We start from the raw sequence: 21,997 nt of genomic DNA on the forward strand, positions 1-21,997 counted from the left end.
ACGGCGGTGAAACATGGGCGCACGACAGGGTGACACCGTGGCACGCCCGGGCCCCGCAGACGTGACACGCTGCAACTCAAAGCCCGCTCCCGGACTTCCTAGCCTTCTCGCACACCGAGCGACCGGAGGTCCCGATGAGCAGAGTGATCCGTGCCGCCCTCTTCCAGACCGCGTGGACGGGCGACAAGGAGTCGATGATCCAGGTGCACGAGCAGGCGGCCCGGGACGCGGCCGCGCAGGGTGCCCAGGTCCTGTGCTTCCAGGAGCTGTTCTACGGGCCGTACTTCTGCCAGGTCCAGGACAAGGCGTTCTACGAGTACGCCGAGCAGATCCCGGACGGGCCGATCGTCCAGCGGTTCCAGGCGCTGGCCAAGGAGCTGGGCATCGTCCTGATCCTGCCGATGTACGAGGAGGAGCAGCCCGGCGTCCTCTACAACACCGCCGCGGTGATCGACGCGGACGGCTCGTACCTCGGCAAGTACCGCAAGCACCACATCCCTCAAGTCCCCGGTTTCTGGGAGAAGTTCTACTTCCGCCCCGGCAACCTGGGGTGGCCGGTCTTCGACACCAAGGTCGGGAGGATCGCTGTCTACATCTGCTACGACCGCCACTTCCCGGAGGGCTGGCGGGCCTTGGGCCTCGCGGGCGCCGAGATCGTCTTCAACCCCTCGGCCACCTCGCGCGGACTGTCCGCGTACCTGTGGCAGTTGGAGCAGCCCGCGGCGGCCGTCGCCAACGAGTACTTCGTGGGCGCGATCAACCGGGTGGGCGTGGAGGAGCTGGGCGACAACGACTTCTACGGGACGACGTACTTCGTCGACCCGGAGGCCCAGTTCGTCGGCGAGGTGGCGAGCGACAAGGAGACCGAACTGGTCGTCCGCGAACTGGACATGGCCAAGCTGCGGGAGGTCCGCGACCGCTGGCAGTTCTACCGCGACCGCCGTCCGGACGCCTACCCGCCGCTGACCGCTCCGTGATCACGACGCGCACACCCGCGCCCCTCAGGGGCGCGAGGAACCGCGCGACCAGCCACAGACGACCGGAGCTTTTCCGATCACCGTTCGCAGGAGAGGGAGTATGAGCAGCCGCAGCCGTACCGTCATCAGCGGTGGTCTCGTCATCACCGCGTCCGACGAGATCCACGCAGACGTGCTGATCGAGGACGGCCGCATCGCCGCCCTCGCCGTGCCCGGTACCCAGAGCTGGACCGCGGACCGCACGATCGACGCCACCGGGAGGTACGTCATCCCCGGTGGCGTCGACGTCCACACCCACATGGAACTGCCGTTCGGCGGCACCTTCGCCTCCGACACCTTCGAGACCGGCACCCGGGCCGCCGCCTGGGGCGGTACCACCACCATCGTCGACTTCGCCGTGCAGAGCGTCGGCCACTCCCTGCGCGAGGGGCTGGACGCCTGGCACGCCAAGGCCGAGGGCAACTGCGCCATCGACTACGGCTTCCACATGATCGTCTCCGATGTGAACCAGGAGACGCTCAAGGAGATGGACCTGCTCGTGGAGGAGGGGGTCACCTCCTTCAAGCAGTTCATGGCCTATCCCGGCGTCTTCTACTCCGACGACGGCCAGATCCTGCGCGCCATGCAGCGCTCCGCCGAGAACGGCGGCCTGATCATGATGCACGCGGAGAACGGCATCGCGATCGACGTGCTGGTCGAGCAGGCGCTGGCGCGCGGCGAGACCGACCCCCGCTACCACGGGGAGGTGCGCAAGGCGCTCCTGGAGGCCGAGGCCACCCACCGTGCGATCAGACTCGCGCAGGTCGCCGGCGCCCCCCTGTACGTCGTGCACGTCTCGGCCATGGAGGCGGTGGCCGAGCTGGCACGCGCGCGGGACGAGGGGCTCAACGTCTTCGGCGAGACCTGCCCGCAGTACCTGTTCCTGTCGACGGACAACCTCGCGGAGCCCGACTTCGAGGGCGCCAAGTACGTGTGCTCGACGCCCCTGCGCCCGCGGGAACACCAGGCCAAGCTCTGGCAGGGCCTCAGGACCAACGATCTCCAGGTCGTCTCCACCGACCACTGCCCCTTCTGCTTCGTGGGCCAGAAGGAGCTCGGCCGCGGCGACTTCTCGAAGATCCCCAACGGTCTGCCCGGCGTCGAGAACCGCATGGACCTGCTCCACCAGGCCGTCGTCGACGGGCACATCTCGCGCCGCCGCTGGATCGAGATCGCCTGCGCCACCCCGGCCCGTATGTTCGGCATGTACCCGAAGAAGGGCACCATCGCCCCCGGCGCCGACGCCGACGTCGTCATCTACGACCCGCACGCCGAGCAGACCGTCTCCGCCGAGACCCACCACATGAACGTCGACTACTCGGCCTACGAGGGCAAGCGCCTCACCGGCCGGGTCGAGACGGTCCTCTCGCGCGGCGAACCCGTCATCACCGAGCGGGAGTACACCGGGCACGCCGGGCACGGCACGTACACCCCCCGCTCCACCTGTCAGTACCTCAACTAGGAGTGGCGCCCATGGACTTCGGACTCGTCCTGCAGACGGATCCGCCCGCCTCGAAGGTCATCAGCCTGATGAAGCGGGCCGAACGCAACGGCTTCACCCACGGGTGGACCTTCGACTCCGCCGTGCTCTGGCAGGAGCCGTTCGTGATCTACAGTCAGATCCTGGCCAACACCTCGACGTTGAAGGTCGGCCCGATGGTCACCAACCCGGGCACCCGCACCTGGGAGGTCACCGCCTCCACCTTCGCCACCCTCAACGACATGTTCGGCAACCGCACGGTCTGCGGCATCGGCCGCGGCGACTCCGCGATGCGCGTCGCGGGCCGCACGCCCAACACACTGGCCCGCATCAGCGAGGCCATGAAGGTCATCAGGGCCCTCGGCTCCGGCCAGGAGGCCGACCTCGGCGGCACGGTGATCAGGTTCCCGTGGATCAAGGAGGACGCCGAACTCCCCGTATGGATGGCGGCGTACGGCCCCAAGGCGCTGAAGATGACCGGTGAGGAGGCCGACGGGTTCATCCTCCAGCTCGCCGACCTCTATCTCACCGAGTACATGGTGAAGGCGGTCAAGGACGCGGCCGTCGCCGCCGGGCGCTCGGCGGACGAGGTCACGATCTGCGTCGCCGCCCCCGCCTACGTCACCGAGGACGACTCGCCCGAGGCGCTCGCCCACGCGCGCGAGCAGTGCCGCTGGTTCGGCGGGATGGTCGGCAACCACGTGGCCGACCTGGTGTCGAAGTACGGCTCGGGCGGTGGCCTGGTCCCTCAGGAGCTCACCGACTACATCAAGGCGCGCGAGGGGTACGACTACGCGCACCACGGCCGCGCCGACAACCCCGACACCGCCTTCGTGCCCGACGAGATCGTCGACCGGTTCTGCGTCATCGGACCGGTCGAGAAGCACATCGAGAAGCTGAACGCGCTGCGCGAGCTGGGCGTCGACCAGTTCGCCGTCTACGACATGCACGACGCCCAGGAAAAGACCATCGACGTCTACGGCTCCCAGGTCATCCCCGCCCTCAACTCCTGAACCCGATCGCACCGCCGCTCGACCGACCCCCCACTCCTTGTCCCCCCTCCCCGGCGTCCGGGGGAGGGGTGGCGGGACCGGGACAGGCCTCCCCGCCCGTCCCGGTCCCGTCCGAGGCCCCCGCACGGCCTATCCCGTTCCGTCCTGATCGATTGGCCTGCCCATGACCGAAACAGTCCCCACGGGGTCGCCGATACCGCAGTCCTCCGGCGGCCGAGTCGAGCTCGCTCCCGAGGCGTTCCCCGCCGACAGCCCCTTCGCCAACGAGGACCTGCGTCCCGTACCGGTCTCCGAGCGCAAGTGGACGACGTACAACTTCGCGGCCCTGTGGATCTCCATGGCGCACTGCATCCCGAGCTGGACCCTGGCCTCCGGCCTGGTCGCGCTCGGCATGGACTGGAAGCAGGCCGTCTTCACCATCGCCCTGGCCAACGTCATCGTGCTGCTGCCGATGCTGGCCACCGGGCACGCCGGGCCCAAGTACGGCATCCCCTTCCCGGTCCTCGCCCGCGCCTCCTTCGGGCTGCGCGGTGCCAACATCCCGGCGCTGATCCGGGCGGCCGTGGCCTGCGGCTGGTTCGGCATCCAGACCTGGATCGGTGGCAGCGGCATCTTCGCGCTGGGCTCCAAGCTGACCGGCGGCCACTGGGAGAACGCGGCCGAGATCGCCGGCAACCCCTGGCCCCTGTGGCTGTGCTTCCTGCTGTTCTGGGCGCTCCAGATCGCGATCATCTACCGCGGCATGGACTTCCTGCGGCACTTCGAGAACTGGGCCGCGCCCTTCGTGATCGCCGGCGCTCTCGTCCTGCTGGTCTGGATCGCGGTCAAGGCCGACGGCTTCGGCGCGCTGCTCGACCAGCCGTCCAAGCTCGGCTGGGGCGCCGACTTCTGGCCGGTGTTCTTCCCGTCCCTCATGGGCATGATCGGCTTCTGGGCCACGCTGTCCCTGAACATCCCGGACTTCACCCGGTTCGGCGCCAGTCAGAAGGCGCAGACCTGGGGCCAGTCCCTGGGGCTCCCCACGACCATGACACTGTTCGCGGTCCTCGCCGTGCTGGTCACCTCCGGCTCCGAGGCCGTCTACGGCGAGGCCATCTGGGACCCGGTCACGCTGGCCGCCAAGACCGACAACGCCTTCGGGCTGCTCTTCGCGCTGGTCGTCGTGCTGGTCGCCACGGTCTCCGTGAACATCGCGGCCAACGTGGTCTCACCGGCGTACGACCTGTCCAACCTGGCTCCGAAGTTCGTCAACTTCCGCACGGGCGCGCTCATCACGGGTGTCGTCGGCATCCTGATCTTCCCGTGGAAGCTGATCTCCACGCCGGAGTTCTACATCTTCACCTGGCTCGGAGTCGTCGGTGGCCTGCTCGGTACGGTCGCGGGCATCCTCATCGCCGACTACTGGATCGTCCGGCGCACGGTCCTGCACCTCGCGGACCTCTACACGCCCGGCGGCCGCTACTGGTACACCAACGGCTGGAACTGGCGGGCCATCCTCGCGTTCGTGGTCGGCGGACTGCTCGCGGTCGGCGGTTCGTACTCGGGGATCGGCGCGGACGGCAAGAAGACCGGGCCGTTCCCGACCGACGGACTGATCCCGTTCCTCAAGCCGCTGGCCGACTACGGCTGGGCGGTGGGACTCGGCGCGTCGCTGCTGCTGTACATCGCGCTGATGCTGCCCAAGGGCAGGGAGCAGGAGGGCATCGCGGCCTGACGGTGCGCCTCGCGCGCGTGGAGGGCGGTCGGGCCCGGGCCCGTTCCGCCGGCTCAGGCCTTCCGGCCGCTCTCCAGCGCCGCCACCGCCTCCTTGGCGGCCTTGATGGCACCCTTGTTGATCTCGTCCGTGCTGGGCGCCTTCTTGGACTCGAAGTCGCTGCCGTTGTAGGTCACGGTCACCAGCGCGTTGGACGCCTGGATCATGACCACGCCCTCACGGGTCTGCTGCTTGTTCTCGGTCGTGAGGTTCACCACCGAGTACCCGGCGTCACCGACGCCCGGCACGCTGCCGCCGCCGCTCTTCTCGGAGACGTTGTCCTTGTACGACTTGGCGGCCGCCGCGTCCGACTCCGTGATCTCGAAGGACACGTCGAGCCAGCGGTAGTCGAATCCCTTGAGCGCGTTCCAGGAGCACGTGCGGCGAACGGTCGCGTCCGTGGAGGGGATCTCCTTGCCGGCCGTCTTGGCGCCCGGCACCAGCGACTTGATCGTCGCGGCGCCGATGCTGCCGCAGGGCGCGGGCGCGGCGACGTACTGCTTCGAGGCGGCCGCCGTGGACGCGCCCGACGGGGACTCCGCGGCGGACTGCGGCGCCGACTCCTTCTCGGCGGCCGGCGTCGTGGCCGGGCCCGACGTCAGTGCCCAGCCCGCAGCGGCGAGCACGACGACCGGGGAGATGCGCGCGGTGAGCGCGAGCGGCAGGGAGAGAGTTCGCACGGCGCACTTTTCGTGGGGGACGGACGGTGCGGACGGGTCCGCACTGCGGACGGGACGCCAGTTTCACATGTCTGCCTGTGGGGTGGAAGTGTGAACTCGCTCCGTACCTGTGCCGTCACTGTGACCCGCCGTCGATGCGTCATGTGTCCGTTTATGTCCGGGCGATGGGCCGGTGGAGGGCCGACTCGACGCGGTCCACGGCCAGGAACGCGCCGTAGGCCACGAGGTGCACCAGACAGCGGTCGGTGTGCTCCGGCCGCCGCCAGGCCGCCACGTCCTCGTCGGTGATCCGGTACGGCGCGAGGGCGGCCAGCAGCACCAGACGCGCACCGGGACGCTCCCGCCGGTCCGGGAAGCCGCCGAGGTCGAGCGGTGGGTGCGAGCCGTCCCAGTCCAGCAGCGTCTCCTCCACGAGGTCCTGGTCGTCGGTGTCGAGCAGACCGGCGCCGGTCATGGCCGCCCGGAGCAGCGCCGCGTACGCGAGGCCGACGGGCGTGCCGGCCGCCCACGCCGGGGCCTCGCCGGGGTCGGGCAGGTCGAGCAGCGCGAGGGACGCGCCGGGTCGCGCGGGGCGGCGTACGGTCCGGGAGAGGGCACGGCCCGCGAGGCTGCGGACGGCCCGGAAGCGCTGGGCGTTGCCCGGCAGCAGGTTCTCGGTGAGCAGCGCGGACACGATCCGGTTGATGAAGTGGAACGCGAACGCGGTGCCGAGGTAACCCGGGGCGTGCTCGGGCGGGAACGGGTACGGCACCGCGCCGAGACCGCCCGGCACGCGCGTGTGCCTGCCCCAGTCCAGCACGCGCGCGTGCTCCTCGTTCTGCGGCCGCTCGCCCCGGGCGACGCGTTCGGCGAGCGCGTGGTCGCCGGTGGCGTGCAGCAGCATGGTGTGCGCGTCCACGCAGAACGGGCACCGGTTGGCCAGCGAGACCCCGAGGGCCGCCAGCTCCTTGCCGGTGCGGCTGCCGGGGCCGGCGATCAGCGACTCGCGCATCAGCGCCCACGCGGGGGCGAGCAGCTCCGGTGCGGAGGAGAGGACCACGAAGGTCACGGGTTCGTCGATGCCGAAGTCTCGGGACAACTGCTCGTAGACCTCGGCGACACGGCCGGTGGCGGCCTTGGGCGGCAGGGGCTCGGTGTAGCGGAAGGGTGTCGACATGCACAGCAGCGTGCGCCCCGGCCCCCGCCGCGGTCGTCGTACGGCCGAAGGGAGTCGGGGCTGCGTCCGTGAGCGCGGACCGGGGCGGGGACTACTACCGGGGGAGTAGCGCGGGAGTTGTCCACAGGGCTGACGCCGGTGTCGGTGCGGCGGTCTAGCGTGTGGGCATGAGTGGGCACCGGGTCGATGCGGCCATCTCCCAGCGGCTCGCCGATCTGGCCCTCGCGGTCGTGGTCGGCGCCCTCGCCGTGGTCGTGGCGGCCCAGGACGCGGACACGACCGCCCTCGACCAGGGGCTGCTCGTGGTGGGCGCGGCCGCTCTCGCGTGCTACCGCGCGGCCCCGCTGGTGGTGCTGGCCGTGACCACGGTGAGCGGGTCGGTGTACGTCCTGCACGCCCACCCCGGCCCGCTCGGCGCGCTGACCGTGTTCGCCGCCGTGCACCTGGCGTCCCAACTGGGGCACCGGGGCTGGGCGGCCGGCGCGAGCGGGATCTTCCTGGGGGCCTACGCGGCGACGGGCCCGACGGTCCACGAGGCCGTCGAGAAGACCGCGCTGCTCGCGGGCTGGTTCGTGTGCGCGGTGGTGACGGGCCTCGCCGGCCGTAACTGGCAGGCCTATCTGCGCCAGACCGAACAGCGTGCCCTGGAGGCCGAGCGCACCCGGGAGGAGGCCGCGCTGCGCCGGGCCGGTGAGGAACGCCTCCGGATAGCACGGGAGTTGCACGACTCCCTCACCCACAGCATCTCCATCGTCAAACTCCAGGCGGGCGTGGCCGTCCACCTGGCGCGCAAGCGGGGCGAGGAGGTGCCGCCCGCCCTGCTCGCCATCCAGGAGGCGGGCGGCGAGGCCATGCGCGAGCTGCGCGCCACGCTGGAGGTCCTGCGCACCGACGAGCCGACCGGCACCCCGGCACTGCTCGTGGAGCGGGCGCGCGCGGCGGGCCTCGCCGTCGAACTGAGTGTGACGGGCGAGGAGTGCGCGCTGCCCGCCCCTCTCGACCGGGCCGTGTACCGGATCGTCCAGGAGTCCCTGACGAACGCGGCCCGCCACGCGGGACCCGCGAAGGTCCGGGTCGAACTCGCATACAACAGGGATGACTTGACGGTACGGGTGGAGGACGACGGGGCCGCCTGTCCGGACCGCCCGCCCCGGCCGGGGCACGGCCTCACCGGCATGCGCGAACGCGTCACGGCACTGGGCGGGACACTGCACACCGGGCCGCGCGAGGAAGGCGGGTTCTCGGTGCGGGCGGAACTGCCGTTGGGGGCGGGGGGAGCCGGTGTGAGCGGGGAGGTGGGGGCGTGATCAGGGTGGCGCTCGTCGACGACCAGGCGTTGATGCGGGCCGGGTTCCGGGCCCTGCTCGACGCCGAGGACGGTATCGAGGTGGTCGGGGAGGCGGCGGACGGGGAGCGGGGGGTGGAGCTGGTGCGGGCGCAGGTGCCCGACATCGCGCTGATCGACGTGCAGATGCCGGTGATGACGGGCATCGAGGCGACCCGGCGGATCGCCGCGGACCCGGAGCTGGCCGGGGTCCGCGTGGTGATCCTCACCAACTACGGCGTCGACGAGTACGTCTTCGAGGCGCTGCGGGCGGGCGCGAGCGGCTTCCTGCTGAAGGACACCGAACCGGCCGACCTCCTCCAGGCCATCGAGGTGGTGGCCCGGGGCGAGGCGCTGCTGTCGCCCGCGGTCACCCGCACCCTGATCGGCGAGTTCGTCTCCCGCCCCCCGGACCGGTCCACCGCCCCCGGCCTGGAGTGCCTCACCCGCCGGGAACGGGAGGTCACGGCCCTGGCGGCCCGCGGCCTGACCAACGAGGAGATCGCCGAGCACATGGTGATCAGCCCCCTCACGGCCAAGACCCACATCAGCCGCGCGATGACGAAGCTGGGCGCCCGGGACCGGGCCCAACTGGTCGTGTTCGCCTACGAGTCGGGGCTGGTGACGGCACGCGGCTCCTGATGTTCCGTCGCGGGCGTCTGCTCACGGTGGACAGAGGGTTCTCGGCGCAGCCCGGGTGACCGGCCGGCCGGGTGGGCGTGCACGGCTTCTTGGGCAGGTCGATGGGGGATGAAAGGATCCGGGGGCGCGACCGTCTCGGACCGGCCGAGGCGCGCGTCCCACGCGTGAGGTGAGAGATGTCGTTCACCACCCGGCCGACCCTCCAGGGCACCTTCGGCATGGTGTCCTCCACCCACTGGCTGGCCTCGCAGTCGGCGATGGCGGTACTGGAGGACGGCGGCAACGCGTACGACGCGGCGGTGGCCGGCGCCTTCGTGCTGCACGTCGTCGAGCCGCACCTCAACGGACCCGCCGGCGAGGTGCCGATCCTGCTCGCGCCCACCGGGGGAGAGGTGCGGGTGCTGTGCGGACAGGGCGTCGCACCGGCCGGGGCTACCGTCGCCCACTACCGGAGCCTCGGCCTGGATCTCGTCCCCGGCACCGGCCCCCTCGCCGCCGCGGTCCCCGGCGCCTTCGACGCCTGGATGCTCCTGTTCCGCGACCACGGCACCAAGTCCCTCGCCGACGTCCTCAAGTACGCCATCGGGTACGCCGAGGACGGACACGCGCCCGTGGAGAACGTCGGCGCGACCGTCGAGAGCGTACGGGAGCTGTTCGAGACGGAGTGGACCTCGTCGGCGGAGGTCTACCTGCCGGACGGACGGGCCCCCCGGCCCGGAGCGCTGTTCCGCAACCCCGCCCTCGCCGCCACCTGGAAGCGGCTGATCGGCGAGGTGGCGGGCGCGGGCGACCGGGTCGCGCAGATCGAGGCGGCACGCGAGGTGTGGCGTACCGGATTCATCGCCGAGGCCCTCGTACGGCAGGCGGGGCGCCCCACCATGGACACCACCGGCACGCGGAACACCGGCACGCTCACGGCCGCCGACCTCGCCGGCTGGTCCGCCGGCTACGAGGCGCCGGCCACGTACGACTGGAACGGCTGGACCCTGTGCAAGGCCGGCCCCTGGAGCCAGGGCCCGGTCCTCCTCCAGCAACTCGCGCTGCTGCCGTCCGAGTTGCCGCGATACGGGTCCGCCGAGTACGTCCATCTGCTGGTCGAGGGCTGCAAGCTGGCCATGGCCGACCGGGAGGCCTGGTACGGGGACGCGGCCGAGGTGCCGCTCGACGAGCTGCTGTCGGCGCGCTACAACGCGGAACGGCGTGAACTCGTCGGCGACAAGGCCTCGTACGAACTGCGGCCGGGCAGCCCCGGCGGGCGGGAGCCGCGGCTCAGCGCACACGCGCGCGTGGTCGTCACCGACGAACCCGGGTTCAGCCCGATGGGGGCCGGGGAGCCGACGGTCGCGAAGAACCCCACCTCCCCGGTGCCGGGCGAGCCCGAGGTCGGTCCCGACGGCACCACCCGGGGCGACACCTGCCACCTCGACGTCGTCGACCGCTGGGGCAACATGGTCGCCGCGACCCCCAGCGGCGGGTGGCTCCAGTCCAACCCGGTCGTGCCCGAACTGGGCTTCCCGCTCGGCACCCGGCTCCAGATGACCTGGCTGGAGGAGGGCCTGCCCAACTCCCTCACCCCCGGCCGGCGCCCCCGCACCACCCTCACGCCCTCGATCGCCCTGCGCGGCGGAGTGCCCGTCCTGGCCTTCGGCACGCCCGGCGGGGACCAGCAGGACCAGTGGCAGCTCCACTTCTTCCTCGCCCTCGCCCTACGCTCACCGGTCCGCGGCGGCCTCGACCTCCAGGGCGCGATCGACGCCCCGAACTGGCACAACGACAGCTTCCCGGGGTCGTTCTACCCGCGGGGGATGCGGCCGGGCAGCCTCACGGTGGAGGCACGGACGGATCCCGCGGTGGTCGAGGAGCTGCGGCGCCGCGGGCACGACGTGACGGTCGGGGAGCCCTGGTCGGAGGGACGGTTGTGCGCGGTGGCGCGCGATCCGGAGACGGGGGTGCTGTCGGCGGGCGCCAATCCCCGGGGGATGCAGGGGTACGCGGTGGGGCGGTGACGGGAGCGAGCGGCACCACGAACGTCACCGGGCGTGCCGATCCGGGGTCAGGCAATCCGCTCAGGGTCGGGCACCGCCGCCCCCGCATCCCGGTGTTCACCGCGATTCCAGCCGCGCTTCACCGGGCCGGTGGGGATTGTCAGTCCCGCGTGCTCTCATGGAGTCATGATCGAAGACACGGAAACCAACGACGAGTTTCTCGGCCGGCACGCGGGCGACGTGGAAGAGGCGGTGCGCAAGGCCGCCGCGGCCGAGGTCATGCCGCGCTTCCGGCGGCTCGCCGCGCACGAGGTCGACCAGAAGGCCGGCCCGCACGACCTGGTCACGGACGCCGACCGGCTGGCCGAGCAGTACCTCACCGAAGAGCTCGGCGCCCTCCTGCCCGGCTCTGTCGTGGTCGGCGAGGAGGCGGTCCACGCCAACCCGGCGTCGTACGAGGCGTTGCAGGGCGACACCCCGGTCTGGATAGTCGACCCCGTCGACGGCACCCGCCAGTTCGTGCACGGCGACCCCGGCTTCTGCATGCTGGTCGCGCTCGCGAGGAGCGGTGTCCTGCTCGCCTCCTGGACCTACGCACCGGCCCGGGACCAACTGGCCACGGCGATACGCGGCCGGGGGGCGTTCCTCGACGGCGAGCGGCTGCACGCCGGTGCGCCGGACCCCGGGCGCGACCTCCAAGTGGCCACCTCCCACCCCGACTACACGACGGAGGAGCAGAAGCGCGGCCTGCTCGGGCTGTGGACGGACGGCGTCGCACCGCGCCCGTGCGGCTCGGCCGGTCTGGAGTACCTCGCCGTCGCCCGGGGCGAGTCGGACGCCGTGGCGTTCTCCTGGGAGGCGGCCTGGGACCACGCGGCGGGCCTGCTGCTGGTCGAGGAGGCGGGCGGCACCCATCTGACGCTCACCGGCGAACCGTTCCGCATCAGGGGCGGCAACACGCTGCCCTTCACCGCGGCCCGTGACGCGGCGACGGCCCGGAGGATACGGGGACTGCTGGCGGGCGAGGCGGTGAACGCGGCGGAGGCCTGACCCGGCGGAGGCCTGACACGACGGCGGGACCGGAGGGCGGTCCATGGGCGTACGCGCACACGCTCAGACTCCGCCCTCCATGCCGACCCACCCCCCACCGCGCCCTCTCCCCGAACCCCGTTCGCCCGACTTACCCCCACGCCCCGGGACTGTCGGTCCCCCGGCATATCCTGATCCTCTGGCCATCGGCTGACGAAGGAGTCCGAAGGTGCCGTCGATGCTCGATGCGGTCGTAGTGGGTGCGGGACCGAACGGACTGACGGCTGCCGTGGAACTGGCCCGCCGCGGCTTCTCCGTCGCCGTCTTCGAGGCGCGCGGCACCGTGGGCGGGGGTGCCCGCACCGAGGAGCTCACCCTCCCCGGCTTCCTGCACGACCCGTGCTCGGCCGCCCACCCCCTCGGCATCAACTCCCCGGCGTTCCGCGCCCTGCCCCTGGAGCGCTACGGCCTGGAGTGGCTGCACGCCGAACTGCCCATGGCGCACCCCTTCACCGACGGCACCGCCGCCGTGCTGTCCAGGTCGGTCGCCGAGACGGCCGCCTCGTTCGGGCCGCGCGACGCGGGGACGTACCGACGGCTCGTGGAGCCGTTCCTGCCCCGGTGGGACACCCTGGCCCGCGACTTCATGTCCCTGCCCGCTACCGCGCTGCCCCGTGACCCGGTCACCCTGGCCCGCTTCGGTCTCGCCGGACTTCCCCCCTCGACCTGGCTGATGCGCCGTTTCCACGAGGAGCGCGCGAAGACCCTGTTCGCCGGACTCGTCGCGCATGTGATGGCCCCGCTCAGCGGGTTCGCGACCGGAGCCATCGGTCTGGTCTTCGCCCTCGCGGCCCACGCGCGCGGCTGGCCCGTCGCCCGCGGCGGCTCCCAGTCCATCTCCGACGCGCTCACCGCGTACCTGAAGGACCTCGGCGGCACCGTCCACACCGACTACGAGGTCAAGCGGCTCGACGACCTGCCGCCCGCCCGTGCCTACGTCTTCGACACCTCGCCGACCGCTCTGGCCCGTATCGCCGGTTTCGGCAACTACTACGAGGGCTACCGCTACGGCCCCGGCGTCTTCAAGGTCGACTACGCCCTCGACGGCCCCGTGCCGTGGACCGCCAAGGAGGCGCGGAGCGCGGGCACCGTGCAGATCGGCGCCGACAGCGCGGAGATCGGCACCGCCCTGCGCGCCGCCTCCCGGGAGGACCGCGCACCCGACCGACCGTTCATGATCACCGTGCAGCCGAGTGTCGTCGACCCGGGCCGGGCCCCGGCCGGAAAGCACGTCTTCTGGGCCTACGGCCATGTCCCCAGCGGCTGGACCGGCGACCTCACCGACGCCATGGAGCGCCAACTGGAGCGCTTCGCCCCGGGGTTCCGCGACCGGGTCCTCGCCCGCGCCACCGCCGGCCCACCCGAACTGGCCGCCCGCAACGCCAACTACGTCGGCGGCGACATCGGCTCCGGCGCGGTCACCGGACTCCAGACCGTGCTGCGCCCTCGACTCTCGCTGTCCCCGTACAGCACCCCGCACCCGGCCGTGTTCATCTGCTCGTCGGCGACCCCGCCCGGGCCGGGTGTGCACGGCATGTCGGGGCACAACGCCGCGAAGGCCGTGTGGCGCAGGCTGCGACAGCAGACCTGAGCGCCCCGCCGGCCGGGCTGGAAGAGTGGTGGCCATGACCACCATCAGCCTCGTCCAGGGCGACATCACCCGGCAGAGCGCCGACGCGATCGTCAACGCCGCGAACTCCTCCCTCCTCGGCGGGGGAGGCGTCGACGGCGCCATCCACCGCCGGGGCGGTCCCGCGATCCTGGCGGACTGCCGCAAGCTGCGCGCCTCGCACTACGGCAAGGGCCTGCCGACCGGAAAGGCCGTGGCCACCACCGCGGGCGAACTGGACGCGCGCTGGGTGATCCACACCGTCGGCCCCCGGTACAGCCACGAGGAGGACCGCTCGGAGCTGCTGGCCTCCTGCTACCGCGAGTCCCTGCGCGTGGCCGACGAACTGGGCGCCCGGACCGTCGCGTTCCCGGCCGTCTCCGCCGGCATCTACGGCTGGCCGATGGACGACGCCGCGCGGATCGCGGTGGAGACCGTACGGGAGACGGAGACCGCGGTCGAGGAGGTCCGGTTCGTGCTGTTCGACGAGAAGGCGTACCAGGCGTTCGCGGCCCTGACCGTTTGACGCTGACCGCCTGATCGCCGGTCCCCTGACCTGAACGCCCGACCGCCTGACGCCCGACCGCCTGACGCCCGACCGCTTGACCGGCGCCCCCTGACCGCCGACCGCCTCACGCCAGTGGCCCGCACCCTGACGGCCGAACGCCTCCGGAACGCGGCAAACGAGGGAACGCGCGAGGAAACCGCCTGGTCAGAGACGTCATCGAGGGGTGCGCGGCCGGGGGCGGGCCCGGTGAGCGGTTGCGGGGCTTCCGGCAGGTTCCCACGGTGGGCCCTACCAAGCACTTCGAAAGGACCCCCGCATGCGCCCCCTCGTCTCCCGCGGCCTTCTCCTGCCGTCCCTGGTCTGCGCCGCGCTGATCCTCGGCCCGGTCGGCACCGCGGCCGCCGCCGTCGACGCAGGCCGCGGCGCGTCGGACCCCGGTCCGGCCCGGACGGCCACGCCGTACATCACCACCACCGACGACACGGACGCCCTGACGGACCTCAACACGCTGCACGGCCTGAGCGCGCTGGACGGCCTCGACGCACAGGACCGCCTCGACGTCCTGAACCGACTCGACGTCCTGAACCGGCCCGAGCACGGCGGCCTCCTCCAGCCCCTGCGGCCCCTCCTGGACGCCGTCACCGACCTCGTCTCCCTGAACGGCAGGCACCTCGACGCGAACGAGGCGGCCGCCCGTGCGAAGGCCGTGGCAGCGGCCAACACCGAGGCACGGCAGCAACTGGCGCAGCGCCACGGCACCGACCGGTCCGTCGCGGCGGCCGACCCGGTCTCGGACCTTCTGGACTCGCTCCAGTCCACGATCGAGGACCTGCTCAAGTCGCTGACCTCGCTGGACCTCGGCGGAGTGGTGGGCGCGGTCACCGGACTCCTGGGGTCCGTGGTCGGAACGGTCACCGGGCTCCTCGGCGGCGGGCTCCCCACCTCGTCCGCCACCGGCTGACCCGACGGCACCTCGCCCCCACCCCAGGAACCGCAAGGGAACCCCCCGAGGGCACCCTCAAGGAACCCCACGGCACCCCCGCGTGAGCCCACGCGGGGGTGCCGTATGTCGTCATGACCCCAGGACCACACAAAGTCCGACAGTGTCATTGCCTCGCTCGGCTTCGGGATCTAGGTTGAGTCGCATCCTGTGCCTCAAAGTCACCAATAGCGCACAGGAATTGACGCTCCCTCAGTACGTACACCGCACTGTCGTCCCGAGGAAGGTTCCCCCGATGCCCCATCCGTACCTGCCCGCCCCCATCAGCCGCAGGCGTCTGCTGGAGTCGGGGGCCGCCGTCCTCGGTGCCCTCGCCCTCTCCTCCGGACCCCTGGCCGGCCGCGGCCACGCTGCGCAGGGCGCCCCGGAGTGGAACGGCGCCATCGACCTCTTCCGGGTGGGCACCGAGCCCCCGCACACCACCCTCATGCCCTACGCCGGCGTCGGTCAGGCGCTCGCCGCCGACCGCACCCGCTCGCCGTACCGCCTGAGCCTCGACGGCACGTGGAAGTTCGCCTACGCCGACCGCCCCGACGACCGCGACACCGACTTCCACCGCACCGATGTGGACGACTCGGACTGGGACACCATTCCCGTTCCCTCGGTGTGGCAGGTGCATGGCTACGACTTCCCGATCTACATCAACATCACCTACCCCTGGTGGGGCCCCAACGGCCTCGGCGAGGAGGCACAGCCGCCCGCCGCCCCCACCCGCTACAACCCCGTCGGCCAGTACAGACGTACCTTCACCGTCCCGAAGGACTGGTCGGGGCGGCGGACCTTCCTGCACTTCGAGGGCGTCAAGTCCGCCCACTACGTATGGATCAACGGCGAACTCGTCGGCTACCACGAGGACTCCTACACCCCCGCCGAGTACGACATCACCCCGCACCTCAGGCCGGGCACCAACCAGATCGCGGTCGAGGTGTACCGCTACTCCGACGGCGACTGGTTGGAGGACCAGGACATGATCCGGCTGAGCGGTATCTTCCGCTCGGTCTACCTCTACTCCACCCCAGCCGTCCACCTGCGCGACTTCAAGCTGGACACCCCGCTCGGCGACGACCACACCTCCGCCGCGCTCTCGGTCACGGCGAGCGTGCGCGACTACGGCGGCGACAACCAGGGCCGCTACACGGTGGAGACGCAGCTCTACGACGCGGGCGGCCACGCGGTCTGGACCCGGCCGCTCCAGCAGACCGTCGCCCTCGACGCCGGCGCCGAGACGACCGTACAGGCGGCGAAGGCCGTGCCCGCGCCGAAGCTGTGGTCGGCCGAGCACCCGAACCTCTACACCGCCGTCCTGCGGCTGCGGGACCCCGCTGGCAAGGTCATCGAGACCCTCTCGCACCGCGTCGGCCTGCGCGAGTTCGCCCTGAAGGACGGGCTGATGCGCATCAACGGCAAGCCGGTCTCGCTCCGGGGCACCAACCGCCACGAGATGCACCCCGACCGCGGCACCGCGCTCACCCGCGCGGACCTCGTGAAGGACATCACGATCATCAAGCGGATGAACATCAACTCCGTCCGCACCTCCCACTACCCCAACAACCCGCTCTGGCTCGAACTCGCCGACGAGTACGGCCTGTACCTCGTCGACGAGACCAACCTGGAGACCCACGGCATCCGCGACCAGTATCCCGGCAACCACCCCGACTGGAGCGCGGCCTGCGTGGCGCGCGCCCAGAACATGGTCCACCGCGACAAGAACCACGCCTCGGTGGTCATCTGGTCCCTCGGGAACGAGGCGGGCGGCGGCAGCACCTTCGTGAACATGCGGGACTGGATCAAGTCGTACGACACCACCCGCGTCGTCCAGTACGAGGGCGACGACCGGCCCACCATCAGCGACATCCGCTCGGCGATGTACGAGAGCCCCGCCCGCGTGGAGCAGCGCGCCAAGGACACCGCCGACACCCGGCCGTACGTGATGATCGAGTACTGCCACGCGATGGGGAACTCCAACGGCAACTTCAAGAAGTACTGGGACATCGTCCGCCGCTACCCCGTCCTCCAGGGCGGCTGGATCTGGGACTTCGTCGACCAGTCGCTCAGCGAGCCCGTCCCGGTGCGCCAGTTGCTCACCGAGAGCGGACCCGGGGCGCTGCGGGGCGAAGTCCTGCCCGCGAGCGCCAGGTTCGACCGGGACCGGGGCGTCTCCGGTGGCACGGTCTTCGCCCGTGACGCCCGCCTCGACCTCACCGGCTCACTGACCCTCGAGGCCTGGTTCACCCCGAAGGTGACGGGTGGGCACCAGCCGGTCATCGCGAAGGGCGACACCCAGTACGCCCTCAAGCAGTCCGGGAGGACACTGGAGTTCTTCCTCTACGGTGGCGGGCAGTGGATCGCGGTCAACTGGGCGGTCCCGGACGACTGGACGGGCCGGGAACACCATGTCGCCGGTGTCTTCGACGCGGCCGCGGGCACGCTGACCCTGCACGTCGACGGCCAGGTCAGGGCGACCCGGACGACGACACAGCGGCCCAGCAGCAACACCGCCCCGCTCTCGCTGGCCGTCGATGTCGACAACCCCACCAGGGAGTTCAGCGGCACGATCAGGAAGGCCCGCGTGTACGGCCGCGCGCTGAGCGGCGCCGAACTGGCCTCCGACAGCCGGGGACCCGCTGACGAGGGCGTGCGCTTCTGGTTCGACGCGGCGACCGTGGGACTGACCGAGAAGCGGCCCGCCCAGAAGACCTTCTTCGCCTTCGGCGGCGACTGGGGCGACAACCCCAACGACGGTGCTTTCGTCGCGGACGGCATCGTCACGGCCGACCGCGGCCACACCGGCAAGGCCGCCGAGGTCAAGCAGATCTACCAGGCGGTCAACGCGTCCTGGGCGGCGGACGGGTCGGTGAGGCTGACCAACGAGCACCTCTTCACCGACCTCCGGGAGTTCGACGGCAGTTGGACCCTCTCCGCCGACGGCAAGGTGGTGCAGCGCGGGAGGCTGACCCGGGACCAGTTGAGTCTGGCACCGCTGTCGAGCAAGGACATCACCGTGCCGTACCGGCTCCCGAGCACCCCCGCGCCCGGCACGGAGTACTCCCTCCAACTCTCCTTCACCACCAAGGAGTCCACGCCCTGGGCGAGGGCCGGTTTCGAGGTGGCCAAGCAGCAGCTCCCCGTCGACGCGCACAGCCCCGCGGTGACGCCGGTACCGCTCGCGAAGGTCCCCGCCCTGACCTACCGGGACAGCTCAGGCCAAGTAAGCGTCGAGGGGCGGGACTTCTCCGTCACCGTCGACAAGGGCAGCGGGACCATCACGTCGTACCGGGCGCACGGCACCCGGCTGCTCACCTCCGGCCCCGTCCCGAACTTCTGGCGGGCACCCACCGACAACGACCACGGCAACGGACAGCACACCCGCAACCAGACCTGGCGCGACGCCGGCATGCTCCGCAAGGTGACCGACGTCAGCGTGCGGGCGCTGCGGGACCGGGCCGTCGAGATCAAGGTCGGCGGCACCCTGCCGACGACGACCGAATCGACGTACACCACGACTTACACGGTCTTCGGCAACGGTGAGATCAAGGTCGACAACACCCTTCACCCGGGCGCGAGTTCACTGCCGTACATCCCGGAGGTCGGCACGATCCTGTTCCTGCCGCGCCGCCTGGACCGGCTGCACTACTACGGCCGCGGGCCCGAGGAGAACCACTGGGACCGCAACGACGGTACGGACGTGGGCCTTTGGTCCGGGACCGTCGCCGAGCAGTGGACCTCCTACATCCGCCCGCAGGAGAACGGCAACAAGACCGACGTCCGCTGGGCGGCCCTGACCGGCCCGGACGGGGTGGGGCTGTTGGTCTCCGGCGAGCCCCTCCTGGAGGTCAACGCCTCGCACTTCACTCCGGAGGACCTGTCCAACGGGGTGCGGCACGACTACCAGCTCACCCCGCGCGACGCGGTCGTCCTCAGGGTGAACCACCGGCAGATGGGCGTCGGCGGCGACAACAGTTGGGGCGCGCACACCCACGACGAGTACAAGCTGTTCGCCGACCGGGACTACGCGTACACGTACCGGCTGCGGCCGTTGACGGACGTGGACGGGGCGACGGCGGCCTCGCGGCGGCCGACAGGCACGGCCTGAGCGTCGCGCCGCAGCTTCCGGGCCGGGCCGTCGGACACCCGACGGCCCGGTCGCGGCCGCCCGCGTGCCTCCGGGTGCACTGTCTTACCCGCGCCCGCGAAGGAGCCCCACGGCCGGCACCGACCCGCACGCCGGCAGCACCCCCGTCACCCCGTAGCCGTACGTCGGTGAAGCGGCCGCGTACAGCGGGCCCCGCACGCGCCGGGACGGCTCACTCGGTGGTGTCACTGAGCCCCAGTCGCAGGTGCTCGACGTGGTACACGGCCTGGTCTAGCAGTTCGGCGACGTGGTGGTCGTGCAGTGCGTACACCACCGACCGGCCGCGGCGCTCGCCCACGACCAGGCCCAGATTGCGCAGCAGCCGCAACTGGTGCGAGCACGCCGACTGCTCCATGCCCACCTCGGCCGCCAACTCCGTGGCCGGCAGCGGACCTTCCCGCAGTCGCGCGAGGATCAGCAGACGGGAGGGGGTGGACAGGGCCTGGAGGGTGGTGGCCACCTTGGCCACGTTCGCCGCGTCCAGACGTACCCGCTCGGCGGCTTCCTGCGCGGTGGTGACGGCTCCATGACCCATGGGCGGTATCTTACCCACCGCACATGAACAGATGAATGAGTCTTCATGTGTTCCTGTATGGTGCTCGGGTGTCCACGACTCTCGCCCCCGTTCGTGTCCCCCCGTCCGTGCAGGCGGCGTCCCGCCGCACCCGCGTGCTCGCCCTGCCCGAGGCCCGCTGGGCGCTGGTGTCGACCGCCGCGTTCCTGCTCGCCCTCGCGCTGGACCTCGGCGGCCTGCCGTGGTGGGCCCACGGCCCGCTGTACGCGCTCGCCTACGCCGCCGGCGGCTGGGAACCGGCCCTCGAAGGGCTCAGGGCGCTGCGCGAGCGGACCCTCGACGTCGACCTGCTGATGATCGTCGCCGCGCTCGGCGCGGCCGCGATCGGCCAGGTCCTGGACGGCGCCCTGCTGATCGTCATCTTCGCCACGTCCGGCGCCCTGGAGGCCCTGGCCACCGCCCGCACCGCCGACTCGGTGCGCGGCCTGCTCGACCTCGCGCCCGCGACGGCGACCCGGGTCACGGAGAGCGGCGAGGAGACCGTCCCGACGAGCGAACTCGCCGTGGGAGACGTCCTGTTGATCCGTCCGGGCGAGCGCATCGGCGCCGACGGCCGGGTCCTGGACGGCACGAGCGAGGCCGACCAGGCCACCATCACCGGCGAACCCCTCCCGGTCGCCAAGGGCCCCGGCGACGAGGTCTTCGCCGGCACCCTCAACGGCACCGGCGCGCTGCGCGTCCGCGTCGAGCGGGACCCCGCCGACTCCGTGATCGCCCGCATCGTGACCCTGGTCGAGGAGGCCTCCCGGACCAAGGCGCCGACGCAGCTCCTCATCGAGAGGATCGAGCAGCGGTACGCGGTGGGCGTCGTGGCCGCCACCCTCGCCGTGTTCGGTGTGCCGCTGCTGTTCGGCGCCGACCTCACGGACGCGTTGCTGCGCGCGATGACCTTCATGATCGTCGCCTCGCCGTGCGCGGTCGTCCTCGCGACCATGCCGCCCCTGCTGTCCGCCATCGCCAACGCCGGGCGGCACGGCGTCCTGGTGAAGTCGGCCGTCGCGATGGAACGGCTCGGCGAGGTGGACGCCGTGGCCCTCGACAAGACCGGGACGCTGACCGAGGGGGCACCGGAGGTCTCACAGGTGCGGCCGCTGCCGGACTCGGGGCTCACCCCGGACGACCTCCTCGCCCTGGCCGCCGCGGCCGAACTCCCCAGCGAGCATCCGCTCGGGCGGGCCGTGGTGCGGGCCGCCAGGGAGCGGGGGCTGCGCATCGCGGAGGCCCGGGACTTCACCGCCGTGCCCGGGAGCGGCGTGACGGCGCTGGTCGAAGGGCGGCTGATCGAGGTCGGACGGGCGGACGACCCCTCGGACCCGGCCCTGCCGGACGCCGGAGCGGAGGGCCCCGGGGCCGGCGCCACCGTCGTCCTCGTGACCGGCGACGGCGTCCCCCTCGGCACCCTCGCCCTCACCGACCGCCTCCGTCCGCACGCCCCCGCCGCCACCGCCGCGCTCACCGCCCTGACCGGCACCGCTCCCGTCCTGCTCACCGGCGACAACGCGCGCGCCGCCGCGAGGGTCGCCGAGGCCACCGGCCTGGCGGACGTCCGCGCGGACCTGCTGCCCGAGGGCAAGGTGGACGCCGTACGAGAGCTCCAGGACGCCGGCCGCAAGGTGCTGTTCGTCGGGGACGGCGTCAACGACGCACCCGCGCTCGCCGCCGCCCACGCCGGCATCGCGATGGGCCGGGCGGGCTCCGACCTCGCACTGGAGTCCGCGGACGCGGTCGTCGTGCGCGACGAGCTCGCGACCGTACCGGCGGTCGTACGGCTGTCCCGGACCGCCCGCCGACTCGTCCTGCAGAACCTGCTGATCGCGGGCACCTTCATCACCGGACTCGTCCTGTGGGACCTCCTCGGCCGGCTCCCGCTGCCGCTCGGGGTCGCCGGGCACGAGGGCTCCACGGTCCTCGTCGGCCTCAACGGACTGCGGCTCCTGCGCGAGTCCGCGTGGCGGCCGGGCCGGACCACGTCCCAGGGCACGCGAGGCTGATGTCGGATTCCCGCCAGCCCGGGTCGGCCGGGTGCCCGATGCTGG

16 protein-coding genes are annotated in these 21,997 nt (G+C 71.8%); 13 read left to right on the forward strand and 3 right to left on the reverse strand.

Annotated elements, in window-relative coordinates; genetic code table 11:
• Positions 1-134 precede the first annotated feature (134 nt).
• From ACZ66S_RS16645 to ACZ66S_RS16660, 4 genes are all read left to right on the forward strand, one after another.
• Positions 135-977: a nitrilase-related carbon-nitrogen hydrolase gene (locus ACZ66S_RS16645; RefSeq protein WP_469902246.1), complete on the forward strand. Its 843-nt coding sequence runs from the start codon at positions 135-137 to the stop codon at positions 975-977.
• Positions 978-1,077: 100 nt separating this feature from the next.
• Positions 1,078-2,478: a dihydropyrimidinase gene (gene hydA, locus ACZ66S_RS16650; protein WP_469902247.1), complete on the forward strand. Its 1,401-nt coding sequence runs from the start codon at positions 1,078-1,080 to the stop codon at positions 2,476-2,478.
• A gap of 11 nt (positions 2,479-2,489) precedes the next feature.
• Positions 2,490-3,509 carry a TIGR03842 family LLM class F420-dependent oxidoreductase gene (locus ACZ66S_RS16655; protein ID WP_469902248.1) on the forward strand — a complete coding sequence of 340 codons (1,020 nt, stop codon included), beginning with the start codon at positions 2,490-2,492 and terminating at the stop codon, positions 3,507-3,509.
• A 163-nt stretch (positions 3,510-3,672) separates the two neighbouring features.
• Entirely contained in the window at positions 3,673-5,223 is a 1,551-nt protein-coding gene (locus tag ACZ66S_RS16660; RefSeq protein WP_469902249.1) for an NCS1 family nucleobase:cation symporter-1, read from the forward strand.
• A gap of 53 nt (positions 5,224-5,276) precedes the next feature.
• On the opposite strand, the gene ACZ66S_RS16665 is transcribed toward ACZ66S_RS16660, so the two are convergent.
• Positions 5,277-5,942, reverse strand: coding sequence for a hypothetical protein (locus ACZ66S_RS16665; protein WP_469902250.1), 666 nt, complete (start codon positions 5,940-5,942; stop codon positions 5,277-5,279).
• A gap of 151 nt (positions 5,943-6,093) precedes the next feature.
• Positions 6,094-7,098 carry a carboxymuconolactone decarboxylase family protein gene (locus ACZ66S_RS16670; protein WP_469902251.1) on the reverse strand — a complete coding sequence of 335 codons (1,005 nt, stop codon included), beginning with the start codon at positions 7,096-7,098 and terminating at the stop codon, positions 6,094-6,096.
• A 167-nt stretch (positions 7,099-7,265) separates the two neighbouring features.
• Here ACZ66S_RS16670 and ACZ66S_RS16675 point away from each other — a divergent pair, with 167 nt between their 5' ends.
• From ACZ66S_RS16675 to ACZ66S_RS16710, 8 genes are all read left to right on the forward strand, one after another.
• Positions 7,266-8,405: a sensor histidine kinase gene (locus tag ACZ66S_RS16675; protein WP_469902252.1), complete on the forward strand. Its 1,140-nt coding sequence runs from the start codon at positions 7,266-7,268 to the stop codon at positions 8,403-8,405.
• Positions 8,402-9,064 carry a response regulator transcription factor gene (locus tag ACZ66S_RS16680; RefSeq protein ID WP_352381447.1) on the forward strand — a complete coding sequence of 221 codons (663 nt, stop codon included), beginning with the start codon at positions 8,402-8,404 and terminating at the stop codon, positions 9,062-9,064. The genes ACZ66S_RS16675 and ACZ66S_RS16680 overlap by 4 nt, the downstream gene beginning before the upstream one ends.
• Before the next feature lie 176 nt (positions 9,065-9,240).
• Positions 9,241-11,070, forward strand: a complete 1,830-nt coding sequence (locus tag ACZ66S_RS16685; RefSeq protein WP_469902253.1) for a gamma-glutamyltransferase family protein — start codon at positions 9,241-9,243, stop codon at positions 11,068-11,070.
• Between the two features lie 165 nt (positions 11,071-11,235).
• Positions 11,236-12,099 (forward strand): inositol monophosphatase family protein, encoded by an 864-nt coding sequence (locus ACZ66S_RS16690; RefSeq protein WP_469902254.1) that lies wholly within the window; start codon positions 11,236-11,238, stop codon positions 12,097-12,099.
• Between the two features lie 217 nt (positions 12,100-12,316).
• Entirely contained in the window at positions 12,317-13,729 is a 1,413-nt protein-coding gene (locus tag ACZ66S_RS16695; RefSeq protein WP_469902255.1) for a phytoene desaturase family protein, read from the forward strand.
• Positions 13,730-13,763: 34 nt separating this feature from the next.
• Positions 13,764-14,273, forward strand: a complete 510-nt coding sequence (locus ACZ66S_RS16700) for an O-acetyl-ADP-ribose deacetylase (protein WP_469902256.1) — start codon at positions 13,764-13,766, stop codon at positions 14,271-14,273.
• A gap of 298 nt (positions 14,274-14,571) precedes the next feature.
• Positions 14,572-15,216, forward strand: a complete 645-nt coding sequence (locus tag ACZ66S_RS16705) for a hypothetical protein (RefSeq protein WP_469902257.1) — start codon at positions 14,572-14,574, stop codon at positions 15,214-15,216.
• A gap of 274 nt (positions 15,217-15,490) precedes the next feature.
• Positions 15,491-19,348, forward strand: a complete 3,858-nt coding sequence (locus ACZ66S_RS16710) for a glycoside hydrolase family 2 TIM barrel-domain containing protein (RefSeq protein ID WP_469902258.1) — start codon at positions 15,491-15,493, stop codon at positions 19,346-19,348.
• 211 nt (positions 19,349-19,559) lie between these two features.
• Here the strand turns inward: ACZ66S_RS16710 and ACZ66S_RS16715 are convergent, their stop codons facing one another.
• Complete coding sequence (locus ACZ66S_RS16715) at positions 19,560-19,922, reverse strand: ArsR/SmtB family transcription factor (RefSeq protein ID WP_469902259.1); 363 nt, start codon at positions 19,920-19,922, stop codon at positions 19,560-19,562.
• A 35-nt stretch (positions 19,923-19,957) separates the two neighbouring features.
• On the opposite strand from ACZ66S_RS16715, the gene ACZ66S_RS16720 reads away from it, so the two are divergent.
• A complete protein-coding gene (locus ACZ66S_RS16720) occupies positions 19,958-21,952 on the forward strand; it encodes a heavy metal translocating P-type ATPase (protein ID WP_469902260.1) in 1,995 nt (664 codons plus the stop codon).
• Positions 21,953-21,997 lie beyond the last annotated feature (45 nt).

Source organism: Streptomyces sp. NPDC107471, from assembly GCF_055582845.1.

Bases quoted from the DNA above. Each gene is read 5' to 3' on its own strand.
- ACZ66S_RS16645 (WP_469902246.1), top strand. From the start codon at position 135: ATGAGCAGAGTGATCCGTGCCGCCCTCTTCCAGACCGCGTGGACGGGC.
- hydA (WP_469902247.1), top strand. From the start codon at position 1,078: ATGAGCAGCCGCAGCCGTACCGTCATCAGCGGTGGTCTCGTCATCACC.
- ACZ66S_RS16655 (WP_469902248.1), top strand. From the start codon at position 2,490: ATGGACTTCGGACTCGTCCTGCAGACGGATCCGCCCGCCTCGAAGGTC.
- ACZ66S_RS16660 (WP_469902249.1), top strand. From the start codon at position 3,673: ATGACCGAAACAGTCCCCACGGGGTCGCCGATACCGCAGTCCTCCGGC.
- ACZ66S_RS16670 (WP_469902251.1), bottom strand. From the start codon at position 7,098: ATGTCGACACCCTTCCGCTACACCGAGCCCCTGCCGCCCAAGGCCGCC.
- ACZ66S_RS16675 (WP_469902252.1), top strand. From the start codon at position 7,266: ATGAGTGGGCACCGGGTCGATGCGGCCATCTCCCAGCGGCTCGCCGAT.
- ACZ66S_RS16685 (WP_469902253.1), top strand. From the start codon at position 9,241: ATGTCGTTCACCACCCGGCCGACCCTCCAGGGCACCTTCGGCATGGTG.
- ACZ66S_RS16690 (WP_469902254.1), top strand. From the start codon at position 11,236: ATGATCGAAGACACGGAAACCAACGACGAGTTTCTCGGCCGGCACGCG.
- ACZ66S_RS16695 (WP_469902255.1), top strand. From the start codon at position 12,317: ATGCTCGATGCGGTCGTAGTGGGTGCGGGACCGAACGGACTGACGGCT.
- ACZ66S_RS16700 (WP_469902256.1), top strand. From the start codon at position 13,764: ATGACCACCATCAGCCTCGTCCAGGGCGACATCACCCGGCAGAGCGCC.
- ACZ66S_RS16705 (WP_469902257.1), top strand. From the start codon at position 14,572: ATGCGCCCCCTCGTCTCCCGCGGCCTTCTCCTGCCGTCCCTGGTCTGC.
- ACZ66S_RS16710 (WP_469902258.1), top strand. From the start codon at position 15,491: ATGCCCCATCCGTACCTGCCCGCCCCCATCAGCCGCAGGCGTCTGCTG.
- ACZ66S_RS16715 (WP_469902259.1), bottom strand. From the start codon at position 19,922: ATGGGTCATGGAGCCGTCACCACCGCGCAGGAAGCCGCCGAGCGGGTA.
- ACZ66S_RS16720 (WP_469902260.1), top strand. From the start codon at position 19,958: ATGAGTCTTCATGTGTTCCTGTATGGTGCTCGGGTGTCCACGACTCTC.